At 69.8% G+C, this 23,940-nt stretch carries 23 protein-coding genes; 13 read left to right on the top strand and 10 right to left on the bottom strand.

What is annotated here, in order from left to right; all coding sequences use genetic code 11:
- Window positions 1-37: 37 nt before the first annotated feature.
- The 3 genes from purE to INR38_RS08245 are packed head-to-tail and all read left to right on the top strand — an operon-like array spanning window position 38 to window position 2,705.
- Window positions 38-535, top strand: a complete 498-nt coding sequence (gene purE / locus INR38_RS08255) for a 5-(carboxyamino)imidazole ribonucleotide mutase (protein WP_012202922.1) — start codon at window positions 38-40, stop codon at window positions 533-535.
- Window positions 532-1,695 (top strand): 5-(carboxyamino)imidazole ribonucleotide synthase, encoded by a 1,164-nt coding sequence (locus INR38_RS08250; RefSeq protein ID WP_043822521.1) that lies wholly within the window; start codon window positions 532-534, stop codon window positions 1,693-1,695. Before purE ends, INR38_RS08250 begins: the two co-directional genes overlap by 4 nt.
- 11 nt (window positions 1,696-1,706) lie before the next feature.
- Window positions 1,707-2,705: an L-threonylcarbamoyladenylate synthase gene (locus INR38_RS08245; RefSeq protein ID WP_034389903.1), complete on the top strand. Its 999-nt coding sequence runs from the start codon at window positions 1,707-1,709 to the stop codon at window positions 2,703-2,705.
- Between the two features lie 15 nt (window positions 2,706-2,720).
- On the opposite strand, the gene INR38_RS08240 is transcribed toward INR38_RS08245, so the two are convergent.
- The gene (locus tag INR38_RS08240) at window positions 2,721-3,617 is read right to left on the bottom strand and encodes a MurR/RpiR family transcriptional regulator (RefSeq protein ID WP_034389901.1); all 897 of its coding nucleotides are present in this window, start codon (window positions 3,615-3,617) and stop codon (window positions 2,721-2,723) included.
- A gap of 100 nt (window positions 3,618-3,717) precedes the next feature.
- Between INR38_RS08240 and iolC the strand changes: the two genes are divergently transcribed.
- Genes iolC through INR38_RS08220 form a run of 4 tightly spaced genes read left to right on the top strand, consistent with a single transcriptional unit; the run spans window position 3,718 to window position 8,578 of the window.
- Window positions 3,718-5,691: a 5-dehydro-2-deoxygluconokinase gene (iolC, locus tag INR38_RS08235; protein WP_207443015.1), complete on the top strand. Its 1,974-nt coding sequence runs from the start codon at window positions 3,718-3,720 to the stop codon at window positions 5,689-5,691.
- Window positions 5,688-6,491 (top strand): 5-deoxy-glucuronate isomerase, encoded by an 804-nt coding sequence (gene iolB, locus INR38_RS08230; protein WP_063327454.1) that lies wholly within the window; start codon window positions 5,688-5,690, stop codon window positions 6,489-6,491. Before iolC ends, iolB begins: the two co-directional genes overlap by 4 nt.
- 44 nt (window positions 6,492-6,535) lie before the next feature.
- Entirely contained in the window at window positions 6,536-7,555 is a 1,020-nt protein-coding gene (locus tag INR38_RS08225) for a tripartite tricarboxylate transporter substrate binding protein (protein WP_207443014.1), read from the top strand.
- A gap of 42 nt (window positions 7,556-7,597) precedes the next feature.
- A complete protein-coding gene (locus INR38_RS08220) occupies window positions 7,598-8,578 on the top strand; it encodes a tripartite tricarboxylate transporter substrate binding protein (protein WP_183017304.1) in 981 nt (326 codons plus the stop codon).
- A gap of 10 nt (window positions 8,579-8,588) precedes the next feature.
- Here the strand turns inward: INR38_RS08220 and INR38_RS08215 are convergent, their stop codons facing one another.
- Window positions 8,589-9,563: a LysR family transcriptional regulator gene (locus INR38_RS08215; protein WP_207443013.1), complete on the bottom strand. Its 975-nt coding sequence runs from the start codon at window positions 9,561-9,563 to the stop codon at window positions 8,589-8,591.
- A gap of 82 nt (window positions 9,564-9,645) precedes the next feature.
- Here INR38_RS08215 and INR38_RS08210 point away from each other — a divergent pair, with 82 nt between their 5' ends.
- Window positions 9,646-11,184 (top strand): CoA-acylating methylmalonate-semialdehyde dehydrogenase, encoded by a 1,539-nt coding sequence (locus INR38_RS08210; protein WP_207443012.1) that lies wholly within the window; start codon window positions 9,646-9,648, stop codon window positions 11,182-11,184.
- Between the two features lie 64 nt (window positions 11,185-11,248).
- On the opposite strand, the gene INR38_RS08205 is transcribed toward INR38_RS08210, so the two are convergent.
- The 3 genes from INR38_RS08205 to dacB all read right to left on the bottom strand — a co-directional run bounded on the left by INR38_RS08205 (window position 11,249) and on the right by dacB (window position 14,873).
- On the bottom strand, window positions 11,249-11,920 hold the full coding sequence (locus INR38_RS08205; protein ID WP_013804492.1) for an OmpW family outer membrane protein: 672 nt from the start codon (window positions 11,918-11,920) through the stop codon (window positions 11,249-11,251).
- Window positions 11,921-11,951: 31 nt separating this feature from the next.
- Window positions 11,952-13,085, bottom strand: coding sequence for an SGNH/GDSL hydrolase family protein (locus tag INR38_RS08200; RefSeq protein ID WP_207443011.1), 1,134 nt, complete (start codon window positions 13,083-13,085; stop codon window positions 11,952-11,954).
- 252 nt (window positions 13,086-13,337) lie between these two features.
- Window positions 13,338-14,873, bottom strand: coding sequence for a D-alanyl-D-alanine carboxypeptidase/D-alanyl-D-alanine-endopeptidase (gene dacB, locus INR38_RS08195; protein WP_242699002.1), 1,536 nt, complete (start codon window positions 14,871-14,873; stop codon window positions 13,338-13,340).
- A gap of 102 nt (window positions 14,874-14,975) precedes the next feature.
- On the opposite strand from dacB, the gene tsaB reads away from it, so the two are divergent.
- The 4 genes from tsaB (at window position 14,976) to corA (ending at window position 18,326) form a co-directional block, all read left to right on the top strand.
- Window positions 14,976-15,716, top strand: coding sequence for a tRNA (adenosine(37)-N6)-threonylcarbamoyltransferase complex dimerization subunit type 1 TsaB (gene tsaB, locus INR38_RS08190; RefSeq protein WP_207443009.1), 741 nt, complete (start codon window positions 14,976-14,978; stop codon window positions 15,714-15,716).
- A complete protein-coding gene (rimI, locus tag INR38_RS08185) occupies window positions 15,713-16,237 on the top strand; it encodes a ribosomal protein S18-alanine N-acetyltransferase (protein WP_013804496.1) in 525 nt (174 codons plus the stop codon). Before tsaB ends, rimI begins: the two co-directional genes overlap by 4 nt.
- Entirely contained in the window at window positions 16,228-17,166 is a 939-nt protein-coding gene (locus tag INR38_RS08180; RefSeq protein WP_207475798.1) for a uracil-DNA glycosylase family protein, read from the top strand. Before rimI ends, INR38_RS08180 begins: the two co-directional genes overlap by 10 nt.
- 173 nt (window positions 17,167-17,339) lie before the next feature.
- On the top strand, window positions 17,340-18,326 hold the full coding sequence (gene corA / locus INR38_RS08175; RefSeq protein WP_013804498.1) for a magnesium/cobalt transporter CorA: 987 nt from the start codon (window positions 17,340-17,342) through the stop codon (window positions 18,324-18,326).
- Window positions 18,327-18,360: 34 nt separating this feature from the next.
- Here corA and INR38_RS08170 read toward each other — a convergent pair whose 3' ends face one another.
- Genes INR38_RS08170 through INR38_RS08160 form a run of 3 tightly spaced genes read right to left on the bottom strand, consistent with a single transcriptional unit; the run spans window position 18,361 to window position 20,591 of the window.
- A complete protein-coding gene (locus tag INR38_RS08170) occupies window positions 18,361-18,756 on the bottom strand; it encodes a RidA family protein (protein WP_043822535.1) in 396 nt (131 codons plus the stop codon).
- Window positions 18,746-19,888 carry a DSD1 family PLP-dependent enzyme gene (locus INR38_RS08165; RefSeq protein WP_207444600.1) on the bottom strand — a complete coding sequence of 381 codons (1,143 nt, stop codon included), beginning with the start codon at window positions 19,886-19,888 and terminating at the stop codon, window positions 18,746-18,748. The genes INR38_RS08170 and INR38_RS08165 overlap by 11 nt, the downstream gene beginning before the upstream one ends.
- Window positions 19,889-19,916: 28 nt before the next feature.
- A complete protein-coding gene (locus tag INR38_RS08160) occupies window positions 19,917-20,591 on the bottom strand; it encodes an HAD-IA family hydrolase (RefSeq protein WP_065348032.1) in 675 nt (224 codons plus the stop codon).
- A 72-nt stretch (window positions 20,592-20,663) separates the two neighbouring features.
- On the opposite strand from INR38_RS08160, the gene INR38_RS08155 reads away from it, so the two are divergent.
- The gene (locus tag INR38_RS08155; RefSeq protein WP_207444601.1) at window positions 20,664-21,572 is read left to right on the top strand and encodes a LysR family transcriptional regulator; all 909 of its coding nucleotides are present in this window, start codon (window positions 20,664-20,666) and stop codon (window positions 21,570-21,572) included.
- A 6-nt stretch (window positions 21,573-21,578) separates the two neighbouring features.
- Here INR38_RS08155 and INR38_RS08150 read toward each other — a convergent pair whose 3' ends face one another.
- Both INR38_RS08150 and INR38_RS08145 read right to left on the bottom strand, forming a co-directional pair.
- A complete protein-coding gene (locus INR38_RS08150) occupies window positions 21,579-22,874 on the bottom strand; it encodes an MFS transporter (protein WP_207444602.1) in 1,296 nt (431 codons plus the stop codon).
- A gap of 29 nt (window positions 22,875-22,903) precedes the next feature.
- The coding region (locus tag INR38_RS08145) for a porin (RefSeq protein ID WP_207475797.1) at window positions 22,904-23,940 on the bottom strand (1,037 nt) is incomplete at its 5' end.

Raw genomic sequence — 23,940 nt, 5'->3', positions numbered from 1 at the left:
GGGTTCCACTAGGCCGGGCCGCAGGCGCCCTCACGACATGAACTCCATCCAGATCGGTGTGGTCATGGGCTCCAGCAGCGACTGGGAGACCATGCAGCACGCAGTTGCCATTCTTCAGCAATTTGGCATCGCCCATGAAGCCCAGGTCGTCTCGGCCCACCGCATGCCCGACGACATGTTCGCCTACGCCGAGGCCGCTGCCGGCCGTGGCCTGAAGGCCATCATCGCGGGTGCGGGGGGCGCTGCCCACCTGCCCGGCATGATCGCCGCCAAGACCGTGGTGCCCGTGCTCGGCGTGCCCGTAGCCAGCCGCCACCTGCAGGGCGTGGACTCGCTGCACTCCATCGTGCAGATGCCAAAGGGCGTGCCCGTGGCCACCTTCGCCATCGGCGCGGCCGGTGCGGCCAACGCGGCCCTCTTCGCCGTGGCCCTGCTGGCCAATGAGGACCCGGCCCTGCGCACCAGGCTCGAAGCCTTCCGCGCCGAGCAGACCGCCGCAGCGCGCGCGATGACGCTTCCCCCGGTGGCCGTATGAGCGCAGATGTGATCCTGCCGGGCGCCACGCTGGGCGTGCTGGGTGGCGGCCAGCTGGGCCGCATGTTCGTGCAATCGGCCCAGGCCATGGGCTATTTCACGGCCGTGCTCGACGCCGACCCGACCAGCCCTGCCGGCCTGGTCAGCCACCACCACATCCGTACCGGCTACGAAGACCCGCAGGGTCTGGCCGAACTGGCGCGCCTGTCGGCCGCCGTCACCACCGAATTCGAGAACGTGCCCGCCGCGGCGCTGAACCTGCTGGCCGCCCAGCGGCCGGTCTCGCCGGCTGGCTCCTCCGTGGCCATTGCCCAGGACCGCGCCCAGGAAAAGGCCCACTTCGTGCGCTGCGGCGTGCCCTGCGCGCCCTACGCGGTGATCGAGACGCCCGCCCAGCTGGCCGCCGTGCACGCCAGCCTGCTACCCGGCATCCTCAAGACCGCGCGCATGGGCTACGACGGCAAGGGCCAGGTGCGCGTGAAGAACGCCGCCGAGCTGGCCACCGCCTGGGAGCAACTGGGCCGCGTGGCCTGCGTGCTGGAAAAAATGCTGCCGCTGGCCCATGAATGCTCGGTCATCGTGGCGCGCGGCCGTGACGGCTCCATGGTCAACCTGCCCGTGCAGCGCAATCTGCACCGCGAAGGCATCCTCTCCGTCACCGAGGTCTACGAAGGCAACCTGCCGCAGGCCCAGGTCGAGCAGGCGCTGGCCGCCGCACGTTCCGTGGCCGATGGCCTGGACTACGTGGGCGTGCTCTGCGTCGAATTCTTCGTGCTGCAGGACGGCATGCTCGTGGTCAACGAGATCGCGCCGCGCCCGCACAACAGCGGCCACTACAGCCAGAACGCCTGCGATGTCTCGCAGTTCGAGCTGCAGGTGCGCTGCATGACCGGCCTGCCGCTGACGCAGCCGCGCCAGCACAGCCCATCCATCATGCTGAACCTGCTGGGCGACCTGTGGTTCAAGGACGGCGAACAGGCCAAGGCGCCGGCCTGGGACCAGGTCCTGGCCCTGCCCGGCTGTCACCTGCACCTGTACGGCAAGCACGACGCCAAGCGCGGCCGCAAGATGGGCCACCTGAACGTCACCGGACCCACGCCCGAAGCGGTGCGCGCTGTGGCGCTGCAGGCCGCTGCCATCTTGGGGCTGGAGCCGTTCTGAAGGCCCGCGCGATGATTCTTGATGGAACGCTGGCGGCCTCTGTCCAGGCCGCCGCACAGGCGCTGCAGCGCGGCGAACTGCTGGGCCTGCCCACGGAAACCGTCTACGGCCTCGCGGCCGACGCCGACAACGACGCGGCCGTCGCGCAGATCTTTACCGCCAAGGGCAGGCCGCCCAACCATCCGCTCATCGTGCATGTGGCCGACAGCGGCGCCATTACGCGCTATGCGCGTGAAGTGCCGCTGTTCGCGCAGCAGCTGATCGACGCCTTCTGGCCCGGCCCGCTGACCCTGATCCTGCCGCGCCTGCCGCAGGCCGCCCGGGCCTCGACCGGCGGCCAGGACAGCGTGGGCCTGCGCTGCCCCTCCCATCCCGTCGCCCATGCCGTGCTGGCCGCCTGCCAGCAGCTGCAGCCGCCCGTCTGGGGCGTGTCGGCGCCCAGCGCCAACAAGTTCGGCCGCGTCAGCCCCACCACGGCGGCCCATGTGGCCGGCGAGTTCGGCGACACGCTGCTGGTGCTGGACGGCGGCGCCTGCGAAGTGGGAATTGAATCGACCATCGTGGACTGCACGCGCGGCGTGCCCGTGCTGCTGCGCCCCGGCGCCATCACGCGCGACGATATAGAACGTGCCTGCGGCCAGCGCCCCCTGTCCAAGGAAGAGCTGCAGGAGAACACGCCACGCGCCTCCGGCACCCTGCTGGCCCACTACGCGCCCAACGCCCAGGTGCGCCTCATGGACGCAAAGCAGCTGCAGGCCGGGCTGGACGTGCTGGGCGCCGACGCCAGGAACCTGGCCGTCTACCACCGCACACCGCTGCGCACCGCCTCGCGCGCCGTCACGCTGCGCGCCATGCCCGCCGACGCCGCCGCCACCGCGCGCGAGCTGTTCGGCGCCCTGCGCGACTTCGATGAAGTCGGCGCCCGGCTGATCTGGATCGAGACCCCGCCCGACACGCCGGACTGGGAAGGCGTGCGCGACCGGCTGCTGCGCGCGGCGGCGGCCGGATAACACCCACACCCTCTTCTAAGGCTTGCGGGACGGCTCGTACGCCAGCTCCATCCGGTAGGCCAGCGCCAGGAACAGCGACTGCGCCAGGGTCAGCGTGCTGGTCAGCGAGCGAAAGCCGAAAGTGGCTGCGTCCTGGGCCAGCAGGGTGACGGTGGCGCGGGATGCCAGGGGGCTGAGCTGGCTGTCGGTCAGCGCCAGCAGGCGCGCGCCGCGTGCCAGGGCCGCGTCCACCATTTCCAGCGTTTCGGGCGCATAGGGCTCGAAGGAGACGGCCAGCATCACGTCGCCGGGCGCCAGCGCGCGCAGCTCGCCCTTTTGCATGGCGCCCAGGCCGTGCAGCCAGTGCACGGGCTTTTCGGTGTGCTGCAGCGCATAGGCCAGGTAGGCGCCCACGGGGAAGGCCCGGCGCGAGGCGGCCAGCCACAGCGAGGGGGCATCCAGCATGAGGTCCACCGCCGCCTCGAACTGCTCGGGCGGCAGGCCGCGCTGCAGGGCCTGCAGGCTTTCGATGCTGCCTTCGATGACCTCGTGCGCCAGGCGCGCGCTGCTGCGTGGCTCGTTGCCCGAGGCGATCAGGCCCCGGATGCGGTCCTGGTAGTCATGCTGGGCCGAGAGCTGGCGCGCCGCATCGGCGCGGAACAGCGCCTGCAGTTCAGAGTACCCCGAGAACCCGAAATGCTTGGCAAAGCGCACCACGGCCGAAGGCTGCACGCCACATTGCTCGGCCGTGGCCTGGATGCCGTCGAAGGCCAGGCGATCGCCCTGCATTTCCACATGGCGGCCGATGGCCTTGAGCTGGCGGCTCAGGGCCTCGAAGCCTTCGCGCAGCACGGTGAGGAAGGCGGCGCGGTCGGCGTAGGGGCCGGCCAGCGAGGGGGCGCCTGCATCGCCAAGGGTTTTTCTATTTTTCATATATATGGAAAACTTTTTCTATTTCGATCTATGATCGCATGCACGCAACGATTATGGACAGGCCCGCACGCGGGTGTCCGCAACGCACAGGCCTAAGACGATGAGCATGCTGAACTTTCCCTCCGACCGGCCGCTGGACGTGGCCTGCCTGGGCCGACTGGCCGTGGACCTTTACGCGCAGCAGATCGGCTGCAGCCTGGAGGAGGCCAGCAGCTTTGCCAAGTACCTGGGCGGCTCCTCGGGCAACATGGCTTTCGGCACGGCGCGCCTGGGGCTGCGCTCGGCCATGATTTCGCGCGTGGGCGATGAACAAAATGGCCGCTTCCTGGTCGAGACGCTGCGCCGCGAGGGCTGCGACACCAGCCAGGTGCAGGTCGATGCCCAGCGCCTGACCGGCATGGTGCTGCTGGGCATTAAGGACCAGGAGACCTTCCCCCTGCTCTTCGCCCGCGAGAACTGCGCCGACATGGCCCTGGACGCCGAGGCCATCAGCGAGGCGTTCCTGGCCCGCTGCCGCTGCCTGGCCATCACGGGCACCCACCTGAGCGCACCCGGCGTGCTGGCCGCCAGCCGCAAGGCACTGGAGATGGCAGGCCGCCACGGCCTGGTGCGCGTGCTGGACATCGACTACCGGCCCGTGCTGTGGGGCTTGGCCTCGCGCGGCGACGGCGAGACGCGCTATGTGGCCAGCGCCGAGGTCAGCCGCAGGCTGCAGGCCGAGCTGGGCCAGTTCGAACTCATCATCGGCACCGAAGAGGAATGGCTGATCGCCGGCGGCGTGGAGGGCGACCTGATCGCCAGCCTGCGCCGCGTGCGCGAATGCAGCCGCGCCGTCTTCGTGGTCAAGCGCGGGCCGCTGGGCTGCTCGCTGATCGAGGGCGAGGTGCCCGATGCGATCGCCGATGCGCCCACGGTGCTGGGCGAGCGCGTGGAAGTGCTCAATGTGCTGGGCGCGGGCGATGCCTTTGCCTCGGGCCTGCTGTCGGGTCTGCTGCGCGGCAAGAGCCTGGAGGAATCTGCGGCGATTGCCAACGCCTGCGGCGCCATCGTGGTCTCGCGCCATGGCTGCGCGCCGGCCATGCCCACGCAGGCCGAGCTGGCGCACTGGTTCTCGGGCCACCGCCATCCGCGTCCCGACCAGGACCCCGAGCTGTCCCACCTGCACCGCGTCAGCCGCGCGCGGCCGCAGTGGCCCGCGCTGTGCGTGCTGGCCTATGACCACCGCAGCCAGTTCGACGATCTGGCGCGCGAGGCCGGCGCAGCGCCCGCGCGGCTGCGCCCGCTCAAGCGGCTGATCAACGAGGTGGTCGCCCAGGTCGAGCGCGATCCGGGCAACGCGGGCCGCATGGGCGTGCTGATCGACGGCCGCCATCACCTGGGCGAGGCCGCGCTGCACGACGCCACGGGACGCGGCTGGTGGATAGGCCGGCCCATCGAGCTGCCGGGCTCGCGCCCGCTGCGCTTTGACGGCACGGACTCGCTGGCTTCCGAGCTGCTGCACTGGCCGCAAAGCCATACCGTCAAATGCCTGGTCTTCTACCACCCCGACGACACGCCCGCACTGCGCGCCGAGCAGGATGCCTGGCTGCAGCAGGTCTGGACCGCCACGCGCGCCAGCGGCCATGAGCTGCTGCTGGAAGTGATCCCGCCAAAGGACACGCTGGCGCCCGACGACCGGGGCGAGGCCGTGCTGCGCGCCATACGCCATTTCTACGACCTGGGCCTCAAGCCCGAATGGTGGAAGGTCGGCACCATGGCGCGCGAGAACTGGGAGGCGCTGGACACCCTGGTGAACGAACGCGACCCCTGGTGCCGGGGCGCCGTGATCCTGGGGCTGTCCCAGCCAGTGGATCAACTGGTGCAGGGCTTTGCCCAGGCGCAGGCGCCCGTGGTCAAGGGTTTCATGATCGGCCGCAGCGTCTGGGCCGGCCCGGCCCTGCAGTGGCTGCGCAACGAGCTGGACGATGCCGGCCTGCGCGATGCCGTCGCCGCCAACTTCCGTGCGCTGATCGCGGGCTGGGATGCCAGCCGCGTGGAAACCTCCCAGGACATCACCGAAGGAGCTGCGGCATGAGCCTGCTCGTCAAGGCCGCGCCCGGCCGCATCGTCACCGACATCACGCCGGCCAGTGCGGGCTGGAAGCACATCCACTTCAAGGCCCTGAGGCTGCAGGCGGGCGAGCAGGAGGAGCTGTCCACGGGACCGCTGGAATACTGCATCACCGTGCTCACCGGCCAGGTGGACGTGCAGGTCGGCAGCCAGGCGTTCAGCGCCCTGGGCAGCCGCGCCAGCGTGTTCGAGGAGAGTGCGCCCACGGCCGTCTACGTGCCGCCCGGCCAAAGCCTGCGCATCACGGCGCGCGGCCCGGCCGACATTGCCTTGAGCGCCGCACCCGCCACGGGCCGCCACGCCACGCGCGTGATCGCGCCCGAAAGCATGCGCCGCAGCGTGCGCGGCCAGGGCAGCAACACGCGCCATGTCTGCGACATCCTGCCTGAGACCGAGGCGGCCGAGTCCCTGCTGGTGGTCGAGGTCATCACGCCCGCAGGCAACTCGTCCAGCTATCCGCCGCACAAGCACGACAGCGCCGACCCCGCCGCGCCGGACGCCGAGACCGTGCTGGAGGAGACCTACTTCCACCTGCTCAACCCCAGCCAGGGCTTTGCCTTCCAGCGCGTCTACACCGATGACCGCAGCATCGACGAAGCCATGGCGGTGGAGCACCGCGACACCGTGATGGTGCCGCGCGGCTACCACCCCTGCGTGGCCCCGCACGGCTACGACCTCTACTACCTCAACACCATGGCCGGGCCCGAGCGGCGCTGGGCCTTCCGCAACGACCCCGCGCACGAATGGATGCTGCGGCCGCGCTGACGCACGGCGCAGCAGACACCCATAAAAACCACCGGAGACAAAAAATGCTGTTCAACCCAATGGCCCTGCACCGCCAGGCCTGGCTTTCCTGCGCCCTGCTGACGCTGGGCATGGGCACCGCCCAGGCGCAATCCGCCCCAGCCCCGTCCTCCCAGAGTGCGCCAGCCTGGCCCACCCAGCCCCTCAAATGGGTGGTGCCCTACGCCCCAGGCGGCACCACCGACGTGATCGCGCGCCAGCTGGCCGTGCAGATGGGCAAGGACCTGGGCCAGCCCGTGGTGGTGGACAACCGTCCCGGCGCAGCCAGCATCATCGGCGCCACGCTGATCGCACGCGCCCCGGCCGATGGCTACACGCTGGGCACGGCCGACTCGGGCACGCTGGCCTTCAACCCCGCCATGTATGCGCGCCTGAGCTATGACGCGGGCAAGGACTTCAGCTACATCGGCGGCCTGGGCCGCATGCCGCTGGTGCTGGCCGTGCACCCGTCCTTCCCTGCGAAGAACGTGCAGGAATTCCTGGCCATGGCGCGCAAGGAGCCGGGTGGCATCTCCTCGGCCTCGTCGGGCCCGGGCTCGCCGCTGCACGTGGCGCTGGAGCTGTTCAAGCAGCGCACGGGCACCCAGATCCTGCACGTGGCCTACAAGGGCTCGGCCCCGGCGCTGCAGGACCTCATGGCCGGCCAGATCCAGTCCATGTTCGTGGACCTGCCGCCCAGCATCTCGGCCATCCGCGCGGGCAAGCTGCGCGTGCTGGCCGTGGCCACGCCCCAGCGCCTGCCCATCCTGCCCGACGTGCCCACCATGGCCGAGGCCGGCGTGCCCGGTTTCGAAGCCTATGCCTGGCAGGGTTTCGTCGGCCCCGCCCACCTGAGCCCCGCGCTCACCGAGCGCCTGAACAAAAGCCTGGCCACCGCCCTGCGCCACCCCGAAACGCGTGCCAAGCTCGAAGAGATCGGCATACAGCCCATGGAGATGACGCCGCAGCAGTTCGCAGGTTTCGTGCGCTCGGAACAGGCGCTGTGGAGCGGCGTGATCAAGGCCGCCAACATCAAAATGGATTGAAGCGCAGACATCGCCACATAAAAAAGATCCCGGAGACAAGCCATGACCCTCGCATCCCGCCGCCAATTCATCCACTCGCTGGCCGCCCTGGCCGCAACGCCGGTCCTGCCCGCCATGGCGCAGGCACCGGCCGGCGCCTGGCCCCAGCGCCCCATTGAACTCATCGTGCCCTTTGCCGCTGGCGGCGGCACCGACGTGCTGGCACGCGCGCTGGCCGAGGTGGCGCGCAAGCACCTGCCGCAGGACCTGATCGTGCTCAACCGCGCAGGCGCCAGCGGCGCCGTGGGCTGGACCGAGCTGGCCAATGCCCGGCCGGACGGCTACAAGATCGGCATCATCACCGTCGAGCTGACCATGATCCCGCACATGGGGCTGACCAAGATCAGCTCCGACGCCCTGCTGCCCGTGGCCCGCCTGAACGCCGACCCCGCCACCATCGCCGTGCGTGCCGACTCGCCCTATCGCAGCATAGAGGAACTGATCGCCGCCGCGCGCAAGGACGAGGCCGCCGTGCGCATCGGCAATGCCGGCCCGGGCTCGCTGGGCCACCTGGCCGCCGCCGCGCTGCAGGACAAGGCGGGCGTGAAGTTCAACCACGCGCCCTACCGCGGCGCCAACCCTGCCGTGCTCGACCTGCTGGGCGGCCACATCGAGGCCGTGGCCGTCACGCCCGTGGAGGTGGCCACCTATGTGGCGGCCGGCAAGATCCGCCCGCTGGCCATCATGGCCGAGCAGCGCATACAGGCCGGCTGGGAAGCCGTGCCCACGCTCAAGGAGCGCGGCATCGACCTGCTCATCGGCGGCTGGCGCGGCCTGGCCGTGCCCCGCAACACGCCCGACGCCGTGGTCCAGACCCTGCGCAAGGCCATGGCCCTGACCCTCAAGGACCCCGCCCTGCGCGAAACCATGGCCAAGCAGAACATGGGCGAGGGCTACCTGGACCAGCCCGAATTCAAGGCCGTGATCGACCGCGACAACGCGGTGTTCAAGCAATTGGTGGACAAGCTGGGGATCAAGGCCTGAGGGCTCGCCCTCAGCGGATGAACCCCGCCGCAAACGACGCCCGCAGGAACTCCACGAACACCGCCACCGCGCGCGGCACGTGGCTGGCGTAGGGGCGTATCGCGAACAGGTGTTCGCCGAAGGCATCGACGGGCCGCCAGCCGGGCAGGACCTCGCGCAGATGGCCGGAGGCCAGGCCCGACTGGGCGCTGAAGTCGGGCACCAGGGCGATGCCCAGGCCTGCCATGGCGGCGTCGCGCAGCATTTCGCTGTTGTTGGCGGCAAAGCCGCCGGCCACGGGCACGACGGTGCGTACTGCGTCTGCACTGGCGTCTGCACCGGCGTCCGCACCGGCATAGGCGGGCACGAAGCTCCAGGCCATGGCGCCCTGGGTGCGCGGGTAGTGCAGGCACTGGTGCGCGGCCAGGTCCTGCGGGGTGGCCGGGGTGCCGTGCGCGGCCAGGTAGTCCGTGCTGGCCACCAGCAGCGAGCGCGTGGGCGCCAGCGCCCAGGCCACATGGGTTTCGGGCGGGGTGGAGGCATGGCGCACGGCGATGTCGAAGCCCTCCATCGCCAGCGAGCGCAGGTGGTCAGACAGGTCCAGCTCCAGCCGGATCTGCGGATGGGCGCGCAGGAAGGCCGGCAACCGGGGCATGAGCTGCTGGCGCGAGAAGGCCACGGGCGCGGTCACGCGCAGCAGGCCGCGCGGCTCGGCCGCCAGGTCGCGCACGCCCGCAAAGCTGTCGGCGATGTGCTCGAAGGCGCCGCGCGTCTCGTCCACCAGGCGCTGGCCCGCTTCGGTCAGGCGCACGCTGCGTGTGGTGCGTGTGACCAGGGCCACCCCGGCCGCGCGCTCCAGCTCGGCCACGCGCTGGCTCATGGCCGCCTTGCTCACGCCCAGGCGCGCGGCGGCCGAGGTGAAGCTGCCTTGCTGCTCCAGCACGACCAGCCAGTGCAGGTGGCTCCACAAGGCCTCGGCCTTGGCATCGGTTTTTTCATTTGCCATGCAGGGATTGTTCAGCAAAATGAACAATCAATTCAAGCGCAGCGCCTAGGCAGGCCGAAGGCGCACTCCTAGACTGGCTGGCATGAACACCGCAAACACCTCCTTCGCTTCCATCGTCCATTACGTCAACGGCCAGCGCACGGCAGGTGCCAGCGGCCGCGAGCAGGACGTGACCAACCCGGCCACCGGCCAGGTCACGGGCCGCGTGGCCCTGGCCTCGCGCGCCGATGTCGATGCCGCCGTGGCGTCCGCCCAGGCGGCCTTCCCCAAGTGGGCCGACACGCCGCCGCTGCGCCGGGCGCGCGTGATGTTCCGCTTCCTCGAGCTGCTCAACCAGCACAAGGACGAACTGGCCCACGCCATCACGGCCGAGCACGGCAAGGTCTTCACCGATGCGCAGGGCGAGGTCAGCCGCGGCATCGACATCGTGGAGTTCGCCTGCGGCATCCCGCAACTGCTCAAGGGCGATTTCACCGACCAGGTCTCCACCGGCATCGACAACTGGACGCTGCGCCAGCCGCTGGGCGTGGTGGCGGGCGTGACGCCGTTCAACTTCCCCGTGATGGTGCCGATGTGGATGTTCCCGGTGGCCATTGCGGCGGGCAACACCTTCGTGCTCAAGCCCAGCCCCATCGATCCCACGCCCTCGCTGCTGATCGCCGACCTTCTCAAGCAGGCCGGCCTGCCCGACGGCGTGTTCAACGTGGTCCAGGGCGACAAGGAAGCCGTGGATGCGCTGATCGAGCATCCCCAGGTGAAGGCCGTGAGCTTTGTCGGCTCCACGCCCATTGCCAACTACATCTATGAGACGGGAGCCCGCCACGGCAAGCGCGTGCAGGCCCTGGGCGGCGCCAAGAACCACATGGTGGTCATGCCCGACGCCGATATCGAGCAGGCCGTGGACGCACTGATCGGCGCCGGCTACGGCTCGGCCGGCGAGCGCTGCATGGCCATCAGTGTGGCCGTGCTGGTGGGCGACGTGGCCGACCAGCTGCTGCCGCGCCTGATCGAGCGCACCAAGGCGCTGAAGGTGCTGGACGGCGAGGACCTGGCTGCGGAAATGGGCCCCATCGTGACGCGCGCCGCGCACGAGCGCATCAGCGGCTACATCGACCTGGGCGTCAAGGAAGGCGCGCAGCTGCTGGTCGATGGCCGGGGCTTCGACGGCAAGGCGGCCGGCGCCGCCACGGGCACCGACACCTCGGGCGGCTTCTGGCTGGGCGGCACGCTGTTCGACCATGTCACGCCCGACATGCGCATCTACAAGGAAGAGATCTTCGGCCCCGTGCTGGCCGTGGTGCGCGCCAAGGACTTCGCCGAGGCCGTGCAGCTGGTCAACGACCATGAGTTCGGCAACGGCGTGGCCTGCTTCACACGCGACGGCAACGTGGCGCGCGAGTTCGGCCGCCGCATCGAGGTCGGCATGGTCGGCATCAACGTGCCGATTCCCGTTCCCATGGCCTGGCACGGCTTTGGCGGCTGGAAGCGCAGCCTGTTCGGCGACATGCATGCCTACGGCGAGGAAGGCGTGCGCTTCTACACCCGCCAAAAGAGCATCATGCAGCGCTGGCCCGAGAGCACGCCCAAGGGCGCGGAATTCGTGATGCCCACGGCCAAGTAGGCACAGGCCCGCTCCATGAAAAAACCAGCCCGCGGGCTGGTTTTTCTTTGGGGACTGCGACCTGTCAGAAGCGGTATCCGATGCCGATGGCGTAGACGTTCGGGTTGAGCTTGAGCGACACGCTCTGGCCCGAGGACAGGTGTGCCGTGGTCTTCAGGAAGCTCTTGTAGTAGGCCACGTCCAGGAACCAGCGCTCGTTGAAGTTGTAGACGAAGCCTATCTGGGGCGTCAGGCCCCACTTGCTGTCCACCGAGGCCGTGGTGGGGTTGGCCAGCGTGCCACCAGTCAGGCCGTTGAGGGAGGCCGTGGTGCGCTCGCCGAAGAACTTGGCATAGGTCACGCCCAGGCCCAGGTAGGGGCGGAAGGCGGAGTTGGCCTCGCCGAAGCGGTACTGCGCGAACACGGTGGCGGGCAGCACCTTGGTGCGGCCGAGCTTGCCCGTGCCGGAGATGGCGCCATCGCCCACGAAGTCGTGCTTGAACGGCAGGCCCATGGGCACATCGATGGCCCAGTTGTTGGTGACCATGTAGGTCACGCCGCCCGTGAGCTGGCTGTTGGCCTTCACGTCCACGCGGGTGTCGGGGAAGCTGGGCGTGCTCAGCCAGCCGCTGCTGGTCTGGGGATCGATGCGCGTGGCGCCCAGGCGCACGCTCCAGGTGCCGGCGGACTGGGCGGTGGCGGCCATGCAGGCCGTGGCCATCGCCACGGCGGCGGTGATACGCAGGAATGTCTTCATGGATGTGTCTCCTCGTGCTGCGTGTCTGCTATCACAGCCAGCCTGCGCGGGCCAGGGTGCGGGAGGCCAGCTGGCTCATCTGCTGGTGGCCATAGGGCGTGGGGTGGAAGCTGTCGGCAAAGGCATAGCTCTTCCACCAGTTGGCGCTGGTCTCGCCCACGGGAATGGAGGCGGACAGCGCGGCCTCGGTGCAGGTCGGGAAGCTGTAGGTGGGCAGGCCGTCGGCGCCCACGCCGGTGGCAGGGCAGGCCGCCTTTTTCACGTTGGTGTAGGCGTACTGGGCGGGGTCGGCCATCTGCTGGCGGAACTCGCTGTAGAAGTCGATGATGGCCACGCGGTTCTCACCCGTGAAACCGGCCGCGACCTGCTGGTTGAAGGCCTTGACCCAGCCGTCGAACACGGTCTCCAGCTGCGCGGCGGCGGCCGAGCCCTGCTGCTGGGCCACGGACTGCAGCACCAGCTGGAAGCGCGGCGTCAGCGTGATGGCGGGCACGTTGAGGATGGCCACGCGCGTGGCGCCCTTGCCCAGCACATTGGTCTGGATGCTGGAGACAAAGCCCTTGGCCAGGTTCTGCATGTACAGGCCACCGGCCTGGGCCATGCCGGTCTGGCCCTGCTGCAGCAGCGCGCCCAGCGTGGCCGCGTCGATCTTGGTGGACAGCAGCGCCTTGAAGTTGGCGCCCTGGTCCCTGGAGGCGGCCAGGAAGGCGCCGATCACATCGGCCGCGTCATTGGCGCCGCCGTCGATCACCGCCAGGTCATCGGCCGTGAAGCCTGCCGCGCCGGCCAGCAGGATCTGCTGCGTGATGGAGATGGGCGCCGTGGGCGCGCTGGTGTAGTTGATGCGGCCGCCGCCCACGGCGTAGTTGTTGCAGGCCGTGTTGGGCGTGAAGGCCGTGCCGTTGAAACGCGGGCACAGGGAGATGTTGTACAGGCCCGCCACGCGCTCGGCCCAGACCTGGTTGGAGCCGGCGCCCGTCAGCGTGGCGTTCTGCACGGTGAACTTGTAGCCGAAGGTGCCGCTGTCGGAGAGGCTGTCGCCCATCACCTTGACGGAGGTGATCTTGGCGCGGGGGGTGGTGTCAGCGCCGCTGCCGCCGCCGCATGCGGCCAGCAGGCCGGCCGTGGCCAGAGCGGCCGCGAGGATTCGATAACGATTTGCCAAGATGGAATCTCCGTGAAGTGTTATGAATAGCACGACCGTGCTTTTTTGCTAAAGCCATCGTAACGACACTTGCGCATTGGCGACACCGGGCAACTACGGATAGAAATCGCACGCCGACAAGGCAATTCGCACGCGGGCGAACAGACGATAAGGACCGCCGCATCGCCCGTGGGTAGGACAACGTCCTTGCTGGGAAAACAATGAAAAAGGGCCTGCGAAAGCAGGCCCTGCACAAGACGCGAAGGCGCCCGATCAGCGGTCGCGCGCCGTCCAGTCCACCAGCGCATCCCAGGCCGCGCGCGCGGCCGGGGCGTTGGCGTGGTTGGCCATGGCCACCAGCACGTAGCGGCGGCCGCTGGCCCCGTCCACATAGCCGGCCAGGGCCGAGGCATCGCGCAGCGTGCCGGTCTTCAGGTGCGCCATGCCCTGGGCCCGGCTGAGGCTGCGGCGCAGCGTGCCATCCACGCCGACGATGGGCATGGAGGCCACGAACTCCGGCATCACCGGCGAGGCCCAGGCCTGCTGCAGCATGCGGCCCAGGCCGGAGGCGGTGATGCGCGCCTCGCGGCTCAGGCCGGCGCCGTTGTCGGCCACGGGCTGCTCGGCCGCGCCCCAGCGCGCCTGCCACCACTGGCCCAGGGCCTGGCGCGAGGACTCGAAGCTGGCCACGCCCGTGCGCTGCATGCCCATGGTCAGGAACACCTGCTGGGCCATGACGTTGTTGCTGTACTTGTTGATGTCGCGCACCACCTCGGCCAGCGAAGGCGATTCGCTCTGGAACGCTGGCTGCAGCCCGGCCGGCACGCGGCCGTCGTGCACGGTGCCGGTGAGCTTGCCGCCCAGCTCGCGCCACATGCCCTCGATGGCGCGGGCCGCGAAGGCCTCGGGCTGGGCCGGCGCCAGCGACCAGCTCTTGTCGCCGCAACTGGCCGGGAACGGGCCGGCAAAGGCGATGCGCAGCGGGTCGGCCATGTCCAGCTGCAGCCGGGCGCGCCAGTCGCCGCATTCGCTGCCGGCCGGCGCCAGCGGCACGGTTTCCTGCTGCTGGATGCCGGCCAGCGGCGGATCGTATTGCAGCCGCGCCACGCCCGCCGCCGCGTCGGGCGTGAAGCCCACGGTCACGGCCTTGTAGTTGACCAGCAGCGCGTCGGGCGCCACGTTGTAGGGGCGCCAGGGTTCGTTGTCGAAGGTGGCCGCGTCATGGCCGCTCACGGAAAACACGCTGCGGTCCAGCACGATGTCGCCCACGATGACCTTGATGCCCATGCCCTGCAGGCGGCGCAGCATCAGCCACAGCCGCTCCATCACAAGCTTGGGATCACCCTGCCCCTGGATGTACAGCGGCCCGCGCAGCACGCCGTCCTGCACCGGCCCGCCCAGGAAGACGGGCGTGCGCCAGACATGTGCAGGACCCAGCTGGTCCAGCGCCGCATAGGTGGTGACCAGCTTCATGACCGAGGCGGGGTTCATGGCCACGTGGCTTTGCCAGTCCAGGCGCGGGGCGGCCCGGCCATCGACCTCGACCACCAGGGCCGAGACCGCGTCGCGCGGCAGCTTGGCGCGCGCAAGCGCCGCCTCCACGGCCGGGGGCAGCCGGCTTTCGCGTGCAGTCTTGGTGGACAGCGAGGCCGGCGAGGTGGGCGCATCGGCCTGGGCGCTTGCCACGCCGGGCAGGACAGACGCCGCCAGCAGCGCGGCCGCCAGGCCCCGGCGTGAAAGCGGCGTTCCGAGTGAGAAGGCGGAGGAAATCGAGGAAATAAGGGAAGAAGACGGCGAAAGATGCAACATGGCCGGCAAGTCTACGCCGGTCATTGCAGCCCTGCCGGGCGCGGGACGGGCGGGGCACCGATAATCCTGCACTTGCTGCGGCACCGCCGCCTGCCCCAAGCCATGAATCTTCTTGCCCTAGACACCAGTACCGACACCCTCTCCATCGCCGTGCAGCGCGGCGATGCCGTCTGGGAGCACAGCGGCCCCGGCGGCCCGCAGACCTCGACCGAGCTGATCCCCGCCATCCTGGCGCTGATGGCCCAGGCCGGCCTGGAATTCGCCGAGCTGCAGGCCATCGTCTTCGGCCGGGGTCCGGGCTCGTTCACGGGCCTGCGCACGGCCTGCTCCGTGGCCCAGGGGCTGGCCTTTGCCGCCCGCGTGCCCGTGCTGCCCATGGACAGCCTGCTGGCCTTGGCCGAGCAGGCCCGCATGCAATACGGCTGCACCGACCTCATCGCCGTGATCGATGCGCGCATGAACGAGGTCTATCACGCCGCCTACCACTGGAGCGGCGGCCGCTGGAACGACATTGGCGAGCAAAGCGGCGACTTCGGCCTGTGCGCGCCCGAGGCCCTGCAACTGCCGCCCGGCACCGTGGTGGCCGGCAACGCCCTGGCCGCCTACGGCGAGCGCCTGGCGCCCCAGGCCAGCCACCTGGCCGCCCTGCCCACCGCCGCCGCCATGCTGCGCCTGGCCCCGGCCCTGCTGGCGGCCGACCGCGCCTTGCCGGCCGACCAGGCCCTGCCGCGCTACATCCGCGATAAAGTCGCGCAGACCACGGCCGAGCGGGAGGCTGCCAAGGCGGCCGCCGCGCTGGCCCTGGCCACGCCCACTCCAGAGGCCACCCCGCCCGCACCATGAGCACGCACACGCCACAGCCCTCGCGGCCGCAGCCGCCCCTGACCGACGCTCCGGCGCCGGAGCGGGACAGCGTGCGCTTCGAGCCGCTGAACGTGCTGTCGCTCGACATGCTGCTGCCCGTGGAGCAGCAGGCCTACTCGCATCCCTGGTCCCGTGGCAACTTCATCGATGCCATGGCGGCCGGCAATGAAGCGCAGTTGCTGGTCGATGCGCGGGGCGAACTGGTGGGCTACTTCGTCGCCATGATCGTGCTCGACGAGGTCCACCTGCTCAACATCACCGTGGCCCCGTCGCGCCAGCGCCAGGGCTGGGCCCGCATCCTGCTGGACGCGCTGGCCCTGTGGGCGCGCCAGCGCAAGGCCCAATGGATCTGGCTGGAAGTGCGCGAGAGCAATGTCCGCGCACGCAGCATCTACGCCGCGCATGGCTACCAGGAGGTGGGCCTGCGCAAGAACTACTACCCCATGCACGACGGCCCGCGCGAGCATGCCGTGCTCATGAGCCTCAAGCTATGGCCCTGAATCTAGACACCCGCCAGCGGGCCATGCTGCACGCCATGGGCATCACCGTCTGGCTGCCCGAGCCCGAGACCGCACCCGCCGTGCTGTCCGAGGCCCTGGCTGCGCCCGCCGATGCGCCTGCAGCGGCGCCCCTGGCAGATCCGCCGGCGGCCCGCCCCGTGCCGCCGCCCGTGCAGGAGGCGCCCCCCCCGGCGCCTGCTGCACGGGCGCCTGTCGCCGCGCCAACGCCCGCACGCGTTCAGGTGCCTGTTCAGGCGCCTGTCCAGGCGCCGCCGCCTCCCGCACCCGTCATTCCCGAACGCGAACGCCCGCCGCGCCGCTACGTGCAGCAGCCCGTGGCCGGCGCCCCGGGGCTGGGCTGGCGGCTGGGCCCCGTGCGGCCCGTTTATGCGGCAACGCCGCCTGCCGGTGATGGCGGCGAAGGCGGCTGGCTGATCCTGCTGGAGCCGCCCGCCAACTCCCTGCCCCTGCCACCCGCCCAGCGCCCCGGCCCCGACTGCGCGCGCACCGCGCTGGAAGGCGACGCGGCCCGGCTGCTGGACAACATGCTGCGCGCGCTGAACCTGCAGGACCATCCGCGCCTGTACAGCGCCGCCCTGCACCGCGTGCAGCCTGCGGCCGAAGGACAGGAGGCGCCCGAGGTACCGGCGCTGCAGCCATCGCTGGAGGCGCTGCTGCGCGATCTGCGCCCGGCCTGCGTGCTGGTGCTGGGCCTGGCCACGGCGCGTGCCGTGCTGCAGCGCCAGGAGGCGCTGGGCCGCCTGCGCGCCGAGCCGCACCGCATTGCGGGCGTGCCCGCCGTGGTCAGCTACGACCCCAACTACCTGCTGCGCGCGCCCCAGGCCAAGGCTGGCGCCTGGGCCGACCTGTGCCATGCCCAGGCTTTTGTGACAGGCCGCCAGATGCCCCCTGGAGCCGCTTCCGAATAGCGCAGCCGGCCCGCATGCTGCAGCGCAACGCTGCATAATCCAACGCTTTGCATCTTGGAGAAAGCTCCGTGGAAACCTACCCCAGTTGGTAGCTTTCAACTCCCGGTTGGCCTGTGGGGTTGAAAGCACCTCCGATACCCCGCACGCCTGAGAAGAACACCTGGAGTGAGCCTATGCTCAACATCTTTACGCTGGCCAATGGCCGCCTGGTTCAAGAAGAGATCGAGTCGCTGGAGGAGCTGTCCCGCTTCAAGCCGATCTGGGTGGACCTGGAGTCGCCCACGGTCGAGGAAAAGCGCTGGATCAAGCAGCACTACGAGCTGTCCATCCCCGAGGATGCGATGGACGACGACATCGAGGAATCGGCCCGCTTCTACGAAGAAGACAACGGCGAGCTGCACATCCGCAGCGACTTCCTGATCGACGATGACGAGGACCCGCGTTCGGTGCGCGTGGCTTTCATCGTCAACGAGCACAACAAGAACCTGCGCAGCTGCGGCGTATTGTTCTCCATCCACGACGAGGACGTGCCGGTCTTTCGCCTGCTGCGCATGCGCGCACGCCGCGCGCCGGGCCTGATCGACGAGGCCAAGGACGTGCTGCTCAAGCTCTTCGACGCCGACGCCGAATACTCGGCCGACACGCTGGAGCGCATCTACGACGACCTCGAAAAAGCCAGCCAGATGGTGCTGTCCGGCGACGTGACCGACGACGTGGCCCGCGAGGTGCTGGGCGCCATTGCGCGCCAGGAAGACTTGAACGGTCGCATCCGCCGCAACGTCATGGACACGCGCCGCGCCGTCAGCTTCATGATGCGTTCCAAGATGCTCAATGCCGAGCAGTTCGAGGAAGCGCGCCAGATCCTGCGCGACATCGAATCGCTGGACAGCCACACGGCCTTCCTCTTCGACAAGATCAACTTCCTGATGGATGCCACGGTCGGCTTCATCAACATCAACCAGAACAAGATCATCAAGATCTTCTCGGTGGCCAGCGTGGCCCTGCTGCCGCCCACGCTGATCGCCAGCGTCTACGGCATGAACTTCAAGTTCATGCCCGAGCTGGAATGGGAGTTCGGCTATGTCTACGTCATCGGGCTCATGGTGCTCAGCGCCGTGGGGCCCATGCTCTACTTCCGCAAGCGCGGCTGGCTGAAGTAGCGGCAGCCGGCCCCCCTCGGGCCGGAACACCTTCTCAGGCCAGCGCCACGGCCTCGATCTCCACCTTCAACCCGAAATGCAGCGCCCCCGTGGGCACCACGGCGCGCGCGGGCCGGTGCGCGCCGGCCCAGTCCGCGTAGATGCGGTCAAAGGCCGGCCAGTGCGCCATGTCGTCCAGGTACACGCGCACCTGCAGCAGCCGCGGCACACCGCTGCCGGCCAGCTCCAGCGCCGCTGCCAGGTTGGCCAGCGCCTGCCGGGCCTGGTCCTCGAAACCGGCATCCACCAGGCGCGTGCCGTCGGGCCGTATGGGCAGCTGCCCTGACACGAAGACCAGCCCCTGGCCCGTGGCCGTGTGGCTGTAGTGGCCGCCCGGCGCAGGCAGGTTCGGCGATGCATGGCGCAGATCGATCCCGTTTTCACCAGCCATGGAGCCGCTCCCAGGTTTGCACCGAGCCATCTGCCGCCAGCGCCTGGTAGGCCGGGAACTGCGCGCCCGTGGCGCAGGCATGGTTGGGCAGGATGCGCAGCCGCGTGCCCAGGGGAAAGCGCGTGGCGATGTCGGCCTCCGCCGTGCCATCGGCCCGGGCCAGGATGCCGTGCTCCTGGTTGGCGCCCGTGAGCACGAAGCCCGGCATCACCCGCCCCTGCAGGTCGCAGACCTGGCCGTAGCCGAAATCCTGCTTCTGCCGGGCCGTTCCACGGTCGCGGCTCATGGCCATCCAGCCCGCATCCACGATGGCCCAGCCCTTGTCGGCCTGGTGGCCGATCACGGTGGCCAGCACCGACAGCGCCACGTCCTCAGCCGTGCACACGCCGATGTTGCGCATCACCAGATCGAAGAACACGTAGACGCCTGCGCGCACCTCGGTCACACCGTCCAGCCGGCTGGCCGCCAGCGCCGTGGGCGTGGAGCCCACGCTGACCACGGGGCACGGCAGGCCGGCCGCGCGCAGGGCCTCGGCAGCCTGCACGCAGCCGGCGCGCTCGCGCTCGGCCAGGGCCTGCAGCGCCTCGGGCGTATCCAGCTCGTAGCTGGAGCCCGCATGCGTGAGCACCCCGCCCAGGCGCATGCCGCCGTCGTGCAGCGTGCGGCCAATGGCCAGCAGCAGCGGCGTATCGTCTGCGCCCACGCCGGAGCGGTGGCCGTCGGTGTCGATCTCTATCCACACCTCGAAGGCCTCGCCCTGCTCGCGGCCAAAGACGGCAATGGCCTGGGCCGCCGCCACGCTGTCCACGATGAGCTTGAGGTCGCAGCCGCGCCGGCGCAGGTGCAGGGCCTGCGGCAGGCGGTGCGGCGCCATGCTCACGGCATACAGGATGTCGGTGGTGCCTGCCGCAAAGAACTGCTCGGCCTCCTTCAGGGTGGAGACCGTGATGCCCGAGGCCCCGGCCGCACGCTGCGCGGCGGCCACGGGCACGCTCTTGCTGGTCTTCACATGGGGGCGCAGGCGCACGCCCTGCGCGTCCATGCGCTGCTGCATGCGGGCGATATTGCGCTGCATGCGGTCGAGGTCGATCACGGCAGCGGGCGTGTCCAGCGTCAAAAGAGTGTCTTGCATGGTGGCTCCTGAAAAAGACTTGGCACAGTCAGCGGCCTGCGGCAAAGCCGCGCAGCCAGGGCAAGGCGGGGGCCAGCGTGGAAGCTTCAGCTTCGGCGGCAGGCGCTCCATCGGGCCGCGACAGACCCACGCGGTTGTGCCAGAAGGTGCGCAGGCCCACGGCCGAGGTGCCGAACAGGTCATAGCCCGATCCGGCCACGAAGGCGGCCTGGTCCGCAGGCAGCCCCAGCCGGTCCAGCGCCAGCTGGTAGGGCCGGGGGTCGGGCTTGTAGAAGCCTGCTGCTTCGGAGGTGACCACCACGTCCCAATCCACGCCCAGCAGCGCGGCGGCACGCTGACCCAGGCGTTCGGAGCAATTGGTCACCACGGCCAGGCGGCAGTGCGGGCGCAGGGCGGCCAGCAACTCGCGCGCGCCATCCCAGGGCTGCAGCTGGTCCCATTGCGCCTCCAGCCGGTCGGCGGCCGAGGCGGGCAGGCCCCGGTTGCGGGCCGCGTCGCGCACCAGGTCTTCATAGGGCTGGTAGGCGCCGCAGCCATAGGTCAGGCGCAGGTACTCGGCGCGCCAGTCGCGCCCGGCGGCTTCGCTGCCGGCAGCGCTGTTCCATACCGTCCAGGAGTCGAGCAAGGCGGTCAGCAGGTCAAAAAGCACGGCACGGGGCCAGGCGGCGGCGGTCGGTTCCGTCAGTGGGGCTGGGGTGTTCATGGCCTGGAACTGTACGGATGGAACCTGTGCCCGTGGTTAAATCCGCCGTCATCAATCGTTAAGGCAAATTGAATGATTGCCATCGAAGACCTGCAGCTTGCCGCCGCCCTGCTGCGCGAAAGCTCGCTGAGCGCCGCCGCCCGTGCGCTCGATGTGACGCCGCCCGCCCTGTCCATGCGGCTGCGCCGGCTGGAGGCCGAACTGGGCCTGTCCCTGGCCAACCGCAGCGCGCGGCGCCTGGCGCTGACGCCCGAGGGCGAGCGCTTCGCCCGCGAGGCCGTGCGGCTGCTGGGCCAGATCGAGGAGTTGCGCGACTCGCTGCACGGCGATGCCCGCCAGCTGGGCGGCACGCTGCGCATTGCCGCGCCCTTTGGCTACGGGCGCAGCCGGCTGGCCGCGGCCCTGGTGCCCTTCACGCGCCAGCACCCGCAACTGAAACTGCAGCTGGACCTGCGCGAAACGCCTTTCCCCGACCGCCACGATGCCGATGCCGTGGTCCACATCGGCGCGGTGCGCGACTCCTCCTGGGTCGCGCGCGAACTGGCCGCCAATGACCGCTGGCTGTGCGCCAGCCCCGACTACCTGCGCCGCCACGGCACGCCCGCCACGCCGCGCGAATTGCTGCAGCACGCCTGCATCTGCATCCGCGAGAACGAGGAAGACGTGACGCTGTGGCACCTGCGCCCGGCCGCCAGCCGGCGCGCCGCGGACGGCCAGACCCTGCGCGTGACGCCGTCCTACGTCACCAACGATGGCGGCGTGGCCCGCCACTGGGCCGAGCAGGGCCTGGGCCTGGTGCTGCGTTCGCAATGGGACATGGAGCAGGCCGTTGCCGAGGGCCGGCTGGTGCGCGTGCTGCCCGACTGGCATTTCGGCAGCGCGCCGGTCACCCTGCTGGTGCCCACGCGCAAGGGCCGCACGGCGCGCGTGCAGGCTCTGGTGACGTTTCTGGAGCAGTGCGCCGCAGCGGGCGCGCTGTAGTGCAGGTCAGGCCGTGCGCGCGGACGTGTCCCGGGCATCGCTGGCACCGTCGGTACCCTGGCCGCGCTCGCGCAGCCACAGCACCAGGCCGCAGACCATGACCACCAGCTGCGTGCCCACCAGCAGGCTGAAGCCTGCGACGAACCCGCCACCGGCCGAATGCGAGGTCCAGCCGATGACGGCCCCCATGAGCGCAGGCATGAAGCCTGCCACCAGGGTCGCCGTGCCGTTGACGACGCCGTAGGCGCTGGCCACATGCTCGGGCCGCGCGCAGTACTGCACGGTGCTGGGAATGGCCGGGCTCATCAGGCCCCAGCAGAAGTTGGCGGCGATCAGGCAGTAGGCCGCCGCGTAGCGGTCGTCCATGTGGATGGCCAGCCAGATGGCCAGCGCCAGCCCCAGGCTGCCGCCGACGAAGATCAGCGGCACCTGGCGGCGCGGCAGGCGGTCGATGACGATGCCGCCGACCAGCACGGCCAGCACCGTGGCGTACTGGGGCAGCGAGGCCAGCCAGCCCATCTCGCGCAGCGAAAAGCCGCGCGACTCCAGATAGGCCGGCAGCCAGTTGCTGCTGCCCCAGAGGTAGGAGAAGAAGGCCGCCGACAGCACGGCCACCAGCACCAGATAGCGCGTGTGCATGGCGCCGCGCACGATCTGCCCGACCTGGCCCACCGCCTCGCCCAGCGAGCGCGGGCGCGGCATGCCGGTGTCCACTCGGGGCATGCGGATGAAGGCCAGCACCAGCGGGATGCCGATGGCCACATTGATCAGGCCCAGCACGTGGAACGAGGTCTGCCAGTCATGGCCGGCCACCAGGTAGCCGATCAGCGGATAGCCCACCGCCAGCCCCAGGCCCGTGCCCATGTTCACGAAGGAGTTGGGCAGGCCGTTCTCGTGGCTCTGGAAATGCGCCTTGATGTAGCTGCCCGCCAGCGAGTACAGCGGCCCTTCGGAGATGCCCAGCAGGATGCGCGAGGCCAGCAGCAGGCCATAGCTGTTCATGGCCGGGGACAGAAAGGACACGGCGCCCCACAGCAGCAGGCCGACCACCAGGCTTCGGCGCACGCCGAAGAGCGCCGCGCAAAACGGCGTCAACACGAAGGAAGAAACGCCGTAGCCCACCATGAAGGCCGTGGCCAGCAGGCCCTGGCGCGTGCGGTCGTCGTGCGTCAGCCCGATGTGGTCCAGAAATCCCTGGTCGAGGATGAGGATCGAAAGGTTGATCCGGTCCACATAGGAGATGGCGACGATGATGAAGAGGCTGATCACCCCCCACCAGCGGGCCGCACGCATATCTTTCATGGCAAGTCTCTATCGCCCGATGGGCTGTATCAGAAGAAGTGGCGCACGCCCACCTCGAAGCCGGAGGAGCGGCCGCCCAGCGTGGTGCCCGGGGCCGACAGGCCCTGCACGCCGATGGACTTGGCCGCGCCGTCCTTGTTCTTGAGGAAGGCCACCGTGCCGTAGACCTGGGTGCGCTTGGACAGGTTGTGCCCGTAGCCCACGCTGATCTTGTTCCAGTCGGCATTGCTGCCGTCGGTGTTGTAGTGGCCGTAGGAGGCCTTGAACTCGCCCATGCCCACGGGCGCGGTCACGCCCAGCTGCAGGGCGGTGACCTTGAGGGCGCCGCGCTTTTCGCTGGCCCACAGCAGCATGGGCTTGGCCACGCCGAAGTCCCAGCTCAGGCCCACGTTGCTGGCCGTGAGGTTGGTCGCATCGCTGTCGCCATAGAACTTGCCCGTGGCCAGCGCGCCGTTGAAGGGGCCCTGGCGGTAGCCGAAGCGCAGGCCGCGGTAGTCGCCCTGGTTCTTGTTGGGCGCGCTGCGCGCCTGCTCGCCCATGGCCACCTGCACCTGGCCGTAGAAGCCGCCCAGGTTCTGCGGCAGGAAGTAGCTGACCGCGTTGCTGATCTGGATGGGCGCGCCGCCCGTGGCCGTGCCCGTGCCGGGAATGCCCAGCATGGTGAAGCCCATGGTGCCGCCCACGCCGTTGGTGAGGAAGGGGTCGAAGATCAGCGTGCTCAGGAAGGTGGCCGAGTCATCGCGGCCCAGGCGCACTTCGCCGAAGTCGCCCGACAGGCTCACGGTGGAGCGGCGGTTGAAGCTCAGGCCGCCACCGCTGGCCTTGCCCGAGCCGCTGTCCACGTCCATGCCCGCCTCCAGCCAGAAGCCCGCACGCAGGCCGCCGCCCAGCTCTTCCGTGCCGCGAAAGCCGAGGCGGCTGATGTTGGCGCCGCCCGTGGACAGACCGGTCTTGGAGGGGCCGGAGCCGTTCAGGTGCGTGACGCCGACATCGACGACGCCGAAGATCTCGACCTTGGACTGCGCCGAAGCGGCACCGGGCAAGGACGCCAGGCAGGCTAGCGCCA

This window comes from Delftia sp. SD018 (assembly GCF_017355445.1).
In the GTDB taxonomy this organism is placed as follows: Bacteria; Pseudomonadota; Gammaproteobacteria; order Burkholderiales; family Burkholderiaceae_C; genus Comamonas; species Comamonas acidovorans.
This window is presented reverse-complemented; position numbering and strand designations above follow the sequence as displayed.

What these genes read in the sequence shown, in the direction of transcription:
- INR38_RS08205 (WP_013804492.1), bottom strand. Translation starts at nt 11,920, where the DNA reads ATGAAGACATTCCTGCGTATCACCGCCGCCGTGGCGATGGCCACGGCC.
- INR38_RS08210 (WP_207443012.1), top strand. Translation starts at nt 9,646, where the DNA reads ATGAACACCGCAAACACCTCCTTCGCTTCCATCGTCCATTACGTCAAC.
- INR38_RS08160 (WP_065348032.1), bottom strand. Translation starts at nt 20,591, where the DNA reads ATGAACACCCCAGCCCCACTGACGGAACCGACCGCCGCCGCCTGGCCC.
- iolC (WP_207443015.1), top strand. Translation starts at nt 3,718, where the DNA reads ATGAGCATGCTGAACTTTCCCTCCGACCGGCCGCTGGACGTGGCCTGC.
- INR38_RS08165 (WP_207444600.1), bottom strand. Translation starts at nt 19,888, where the DNA reads ATGCAAGACACTCTTTTGACGCTGGACACGCCCGCTGCCGTGATCGAC.
- INR38_RS08245 (WP_034389903.1), top strand. Translation starts at nt 1,707, where the DNA reads ATGATTCTTGATGGAACGCTGGCGGCCTCTGTCCAGGCCGCCGCACAG.
- purE (WP_012202922.1), top strand. Translation starts at nt 38, where the DNA reads ATGAACTCCATCCAGATCGGTGTGGTCATGGGCTCCAGCAGCGACTGG.
- INR38_RS08170 (WP_043822535.1), bottom strand. Translation starts at nt 18,756, where the DNA reads ATGGCTGGTGAAAACGGGATCGATCTGCGCCATGCATCGCCGAACCTG.
- rimI (WP_013804496.1), top strand. Translation starts at nt 15,713, where the DNA reads ATGAGCACGCACACGCCACAGCCCTCGCGGCCGCAGCCGCCCCTGACC.
- INR38_RS08155 (WP_207444601.1), top strand. Translation starts at nt 20,664, where the DNA reads ATGATTGCCATCGAAGACCTGCAGCTTGCCGCCGCCCTGCTGCGCGAA.
- iolB (WP_063327454.1), top strand. Translation starts at nt 5,688, where the DNA reads ATGAGCCTGCTCGTCAAGGCCGCGCCCGGCCGCATCGTCACCGACATC.
- INR38_RS08150 (WP_207444602.1), bottom strand. Translation starts at nt 22,874, where the DNA reads ATGAAAGATATGCGTGCGGCCCGCTGGTGGGGGGTGATCAGCCTCTTC.
- INR38_RS08225 (WP_207443014.1), top strand. Translation starts at nt 6,536, where the DNA reads ATGCTGTTCAACCCAATGGCCCTGCACCGCCAGGCCTGGCTTTCCTGC.
- INR38_RS08240 (WP_034389901.1), bottom strand. Translation starts at nt 3,617, where the DNA reads ATGAAAAATAGAAAAACCCTTGGCGATGCAGGCGCCCCCTCGCTGGCC.
- INR38_RS08250 (WP_043822521.1), top strand. Translation starts at nt 532, where the DNA reads ATGAGCGCAGATGTGATCCTGCCGGGCGCCACGCTGGGCGTGCTGGGT.
- corA (WP_013804498.1), top strand. Translation starts at nt 17,340, where the DNA reads ATGCTCAACATCTTTACGCTGGCCAATGGCCGCCTGGTTCAAGAAGAG.
- INR38_RS08215 (WP_207443013.1), bottom strand. Translation starts at nt 9,563, where the DNA reads ATGGCAAATGAAAAAACCGATGCCAAGGCCGAGGCCTTGTGGAGCCAC.
- INR38_RS08180 (WP_207475798.1), top strand. Translation starts at nt 16,228, where the DNA reads ATGGCCCTGAATCTAGACACCCGCCAGCGGGCCATGCTGCACGCCATG.
- dacB (WP_242699002.1), bottom strand. Translation starts at nt 14,873, where the DNA reads ATGTTGCATCTTTCGCCGTCTTCTTCCCTTATTTCCTCGATTTCCTCC.
- tsaB (WP_207443009.1), top strand. Translation starts at nt 14,976, where the DNA reads ATGAATCTTCTTGCCCTAGACACCAGTACCGACACCCTCTCCATCGCC.
- INR38_RS08220 (WP_183017304.1), top strand. Translation starts at nt 7,598, where the DNA reads ATGACCCTCGCATCCCGCCGCCAATTCATCCACTCGCTGGCCGCCCTG.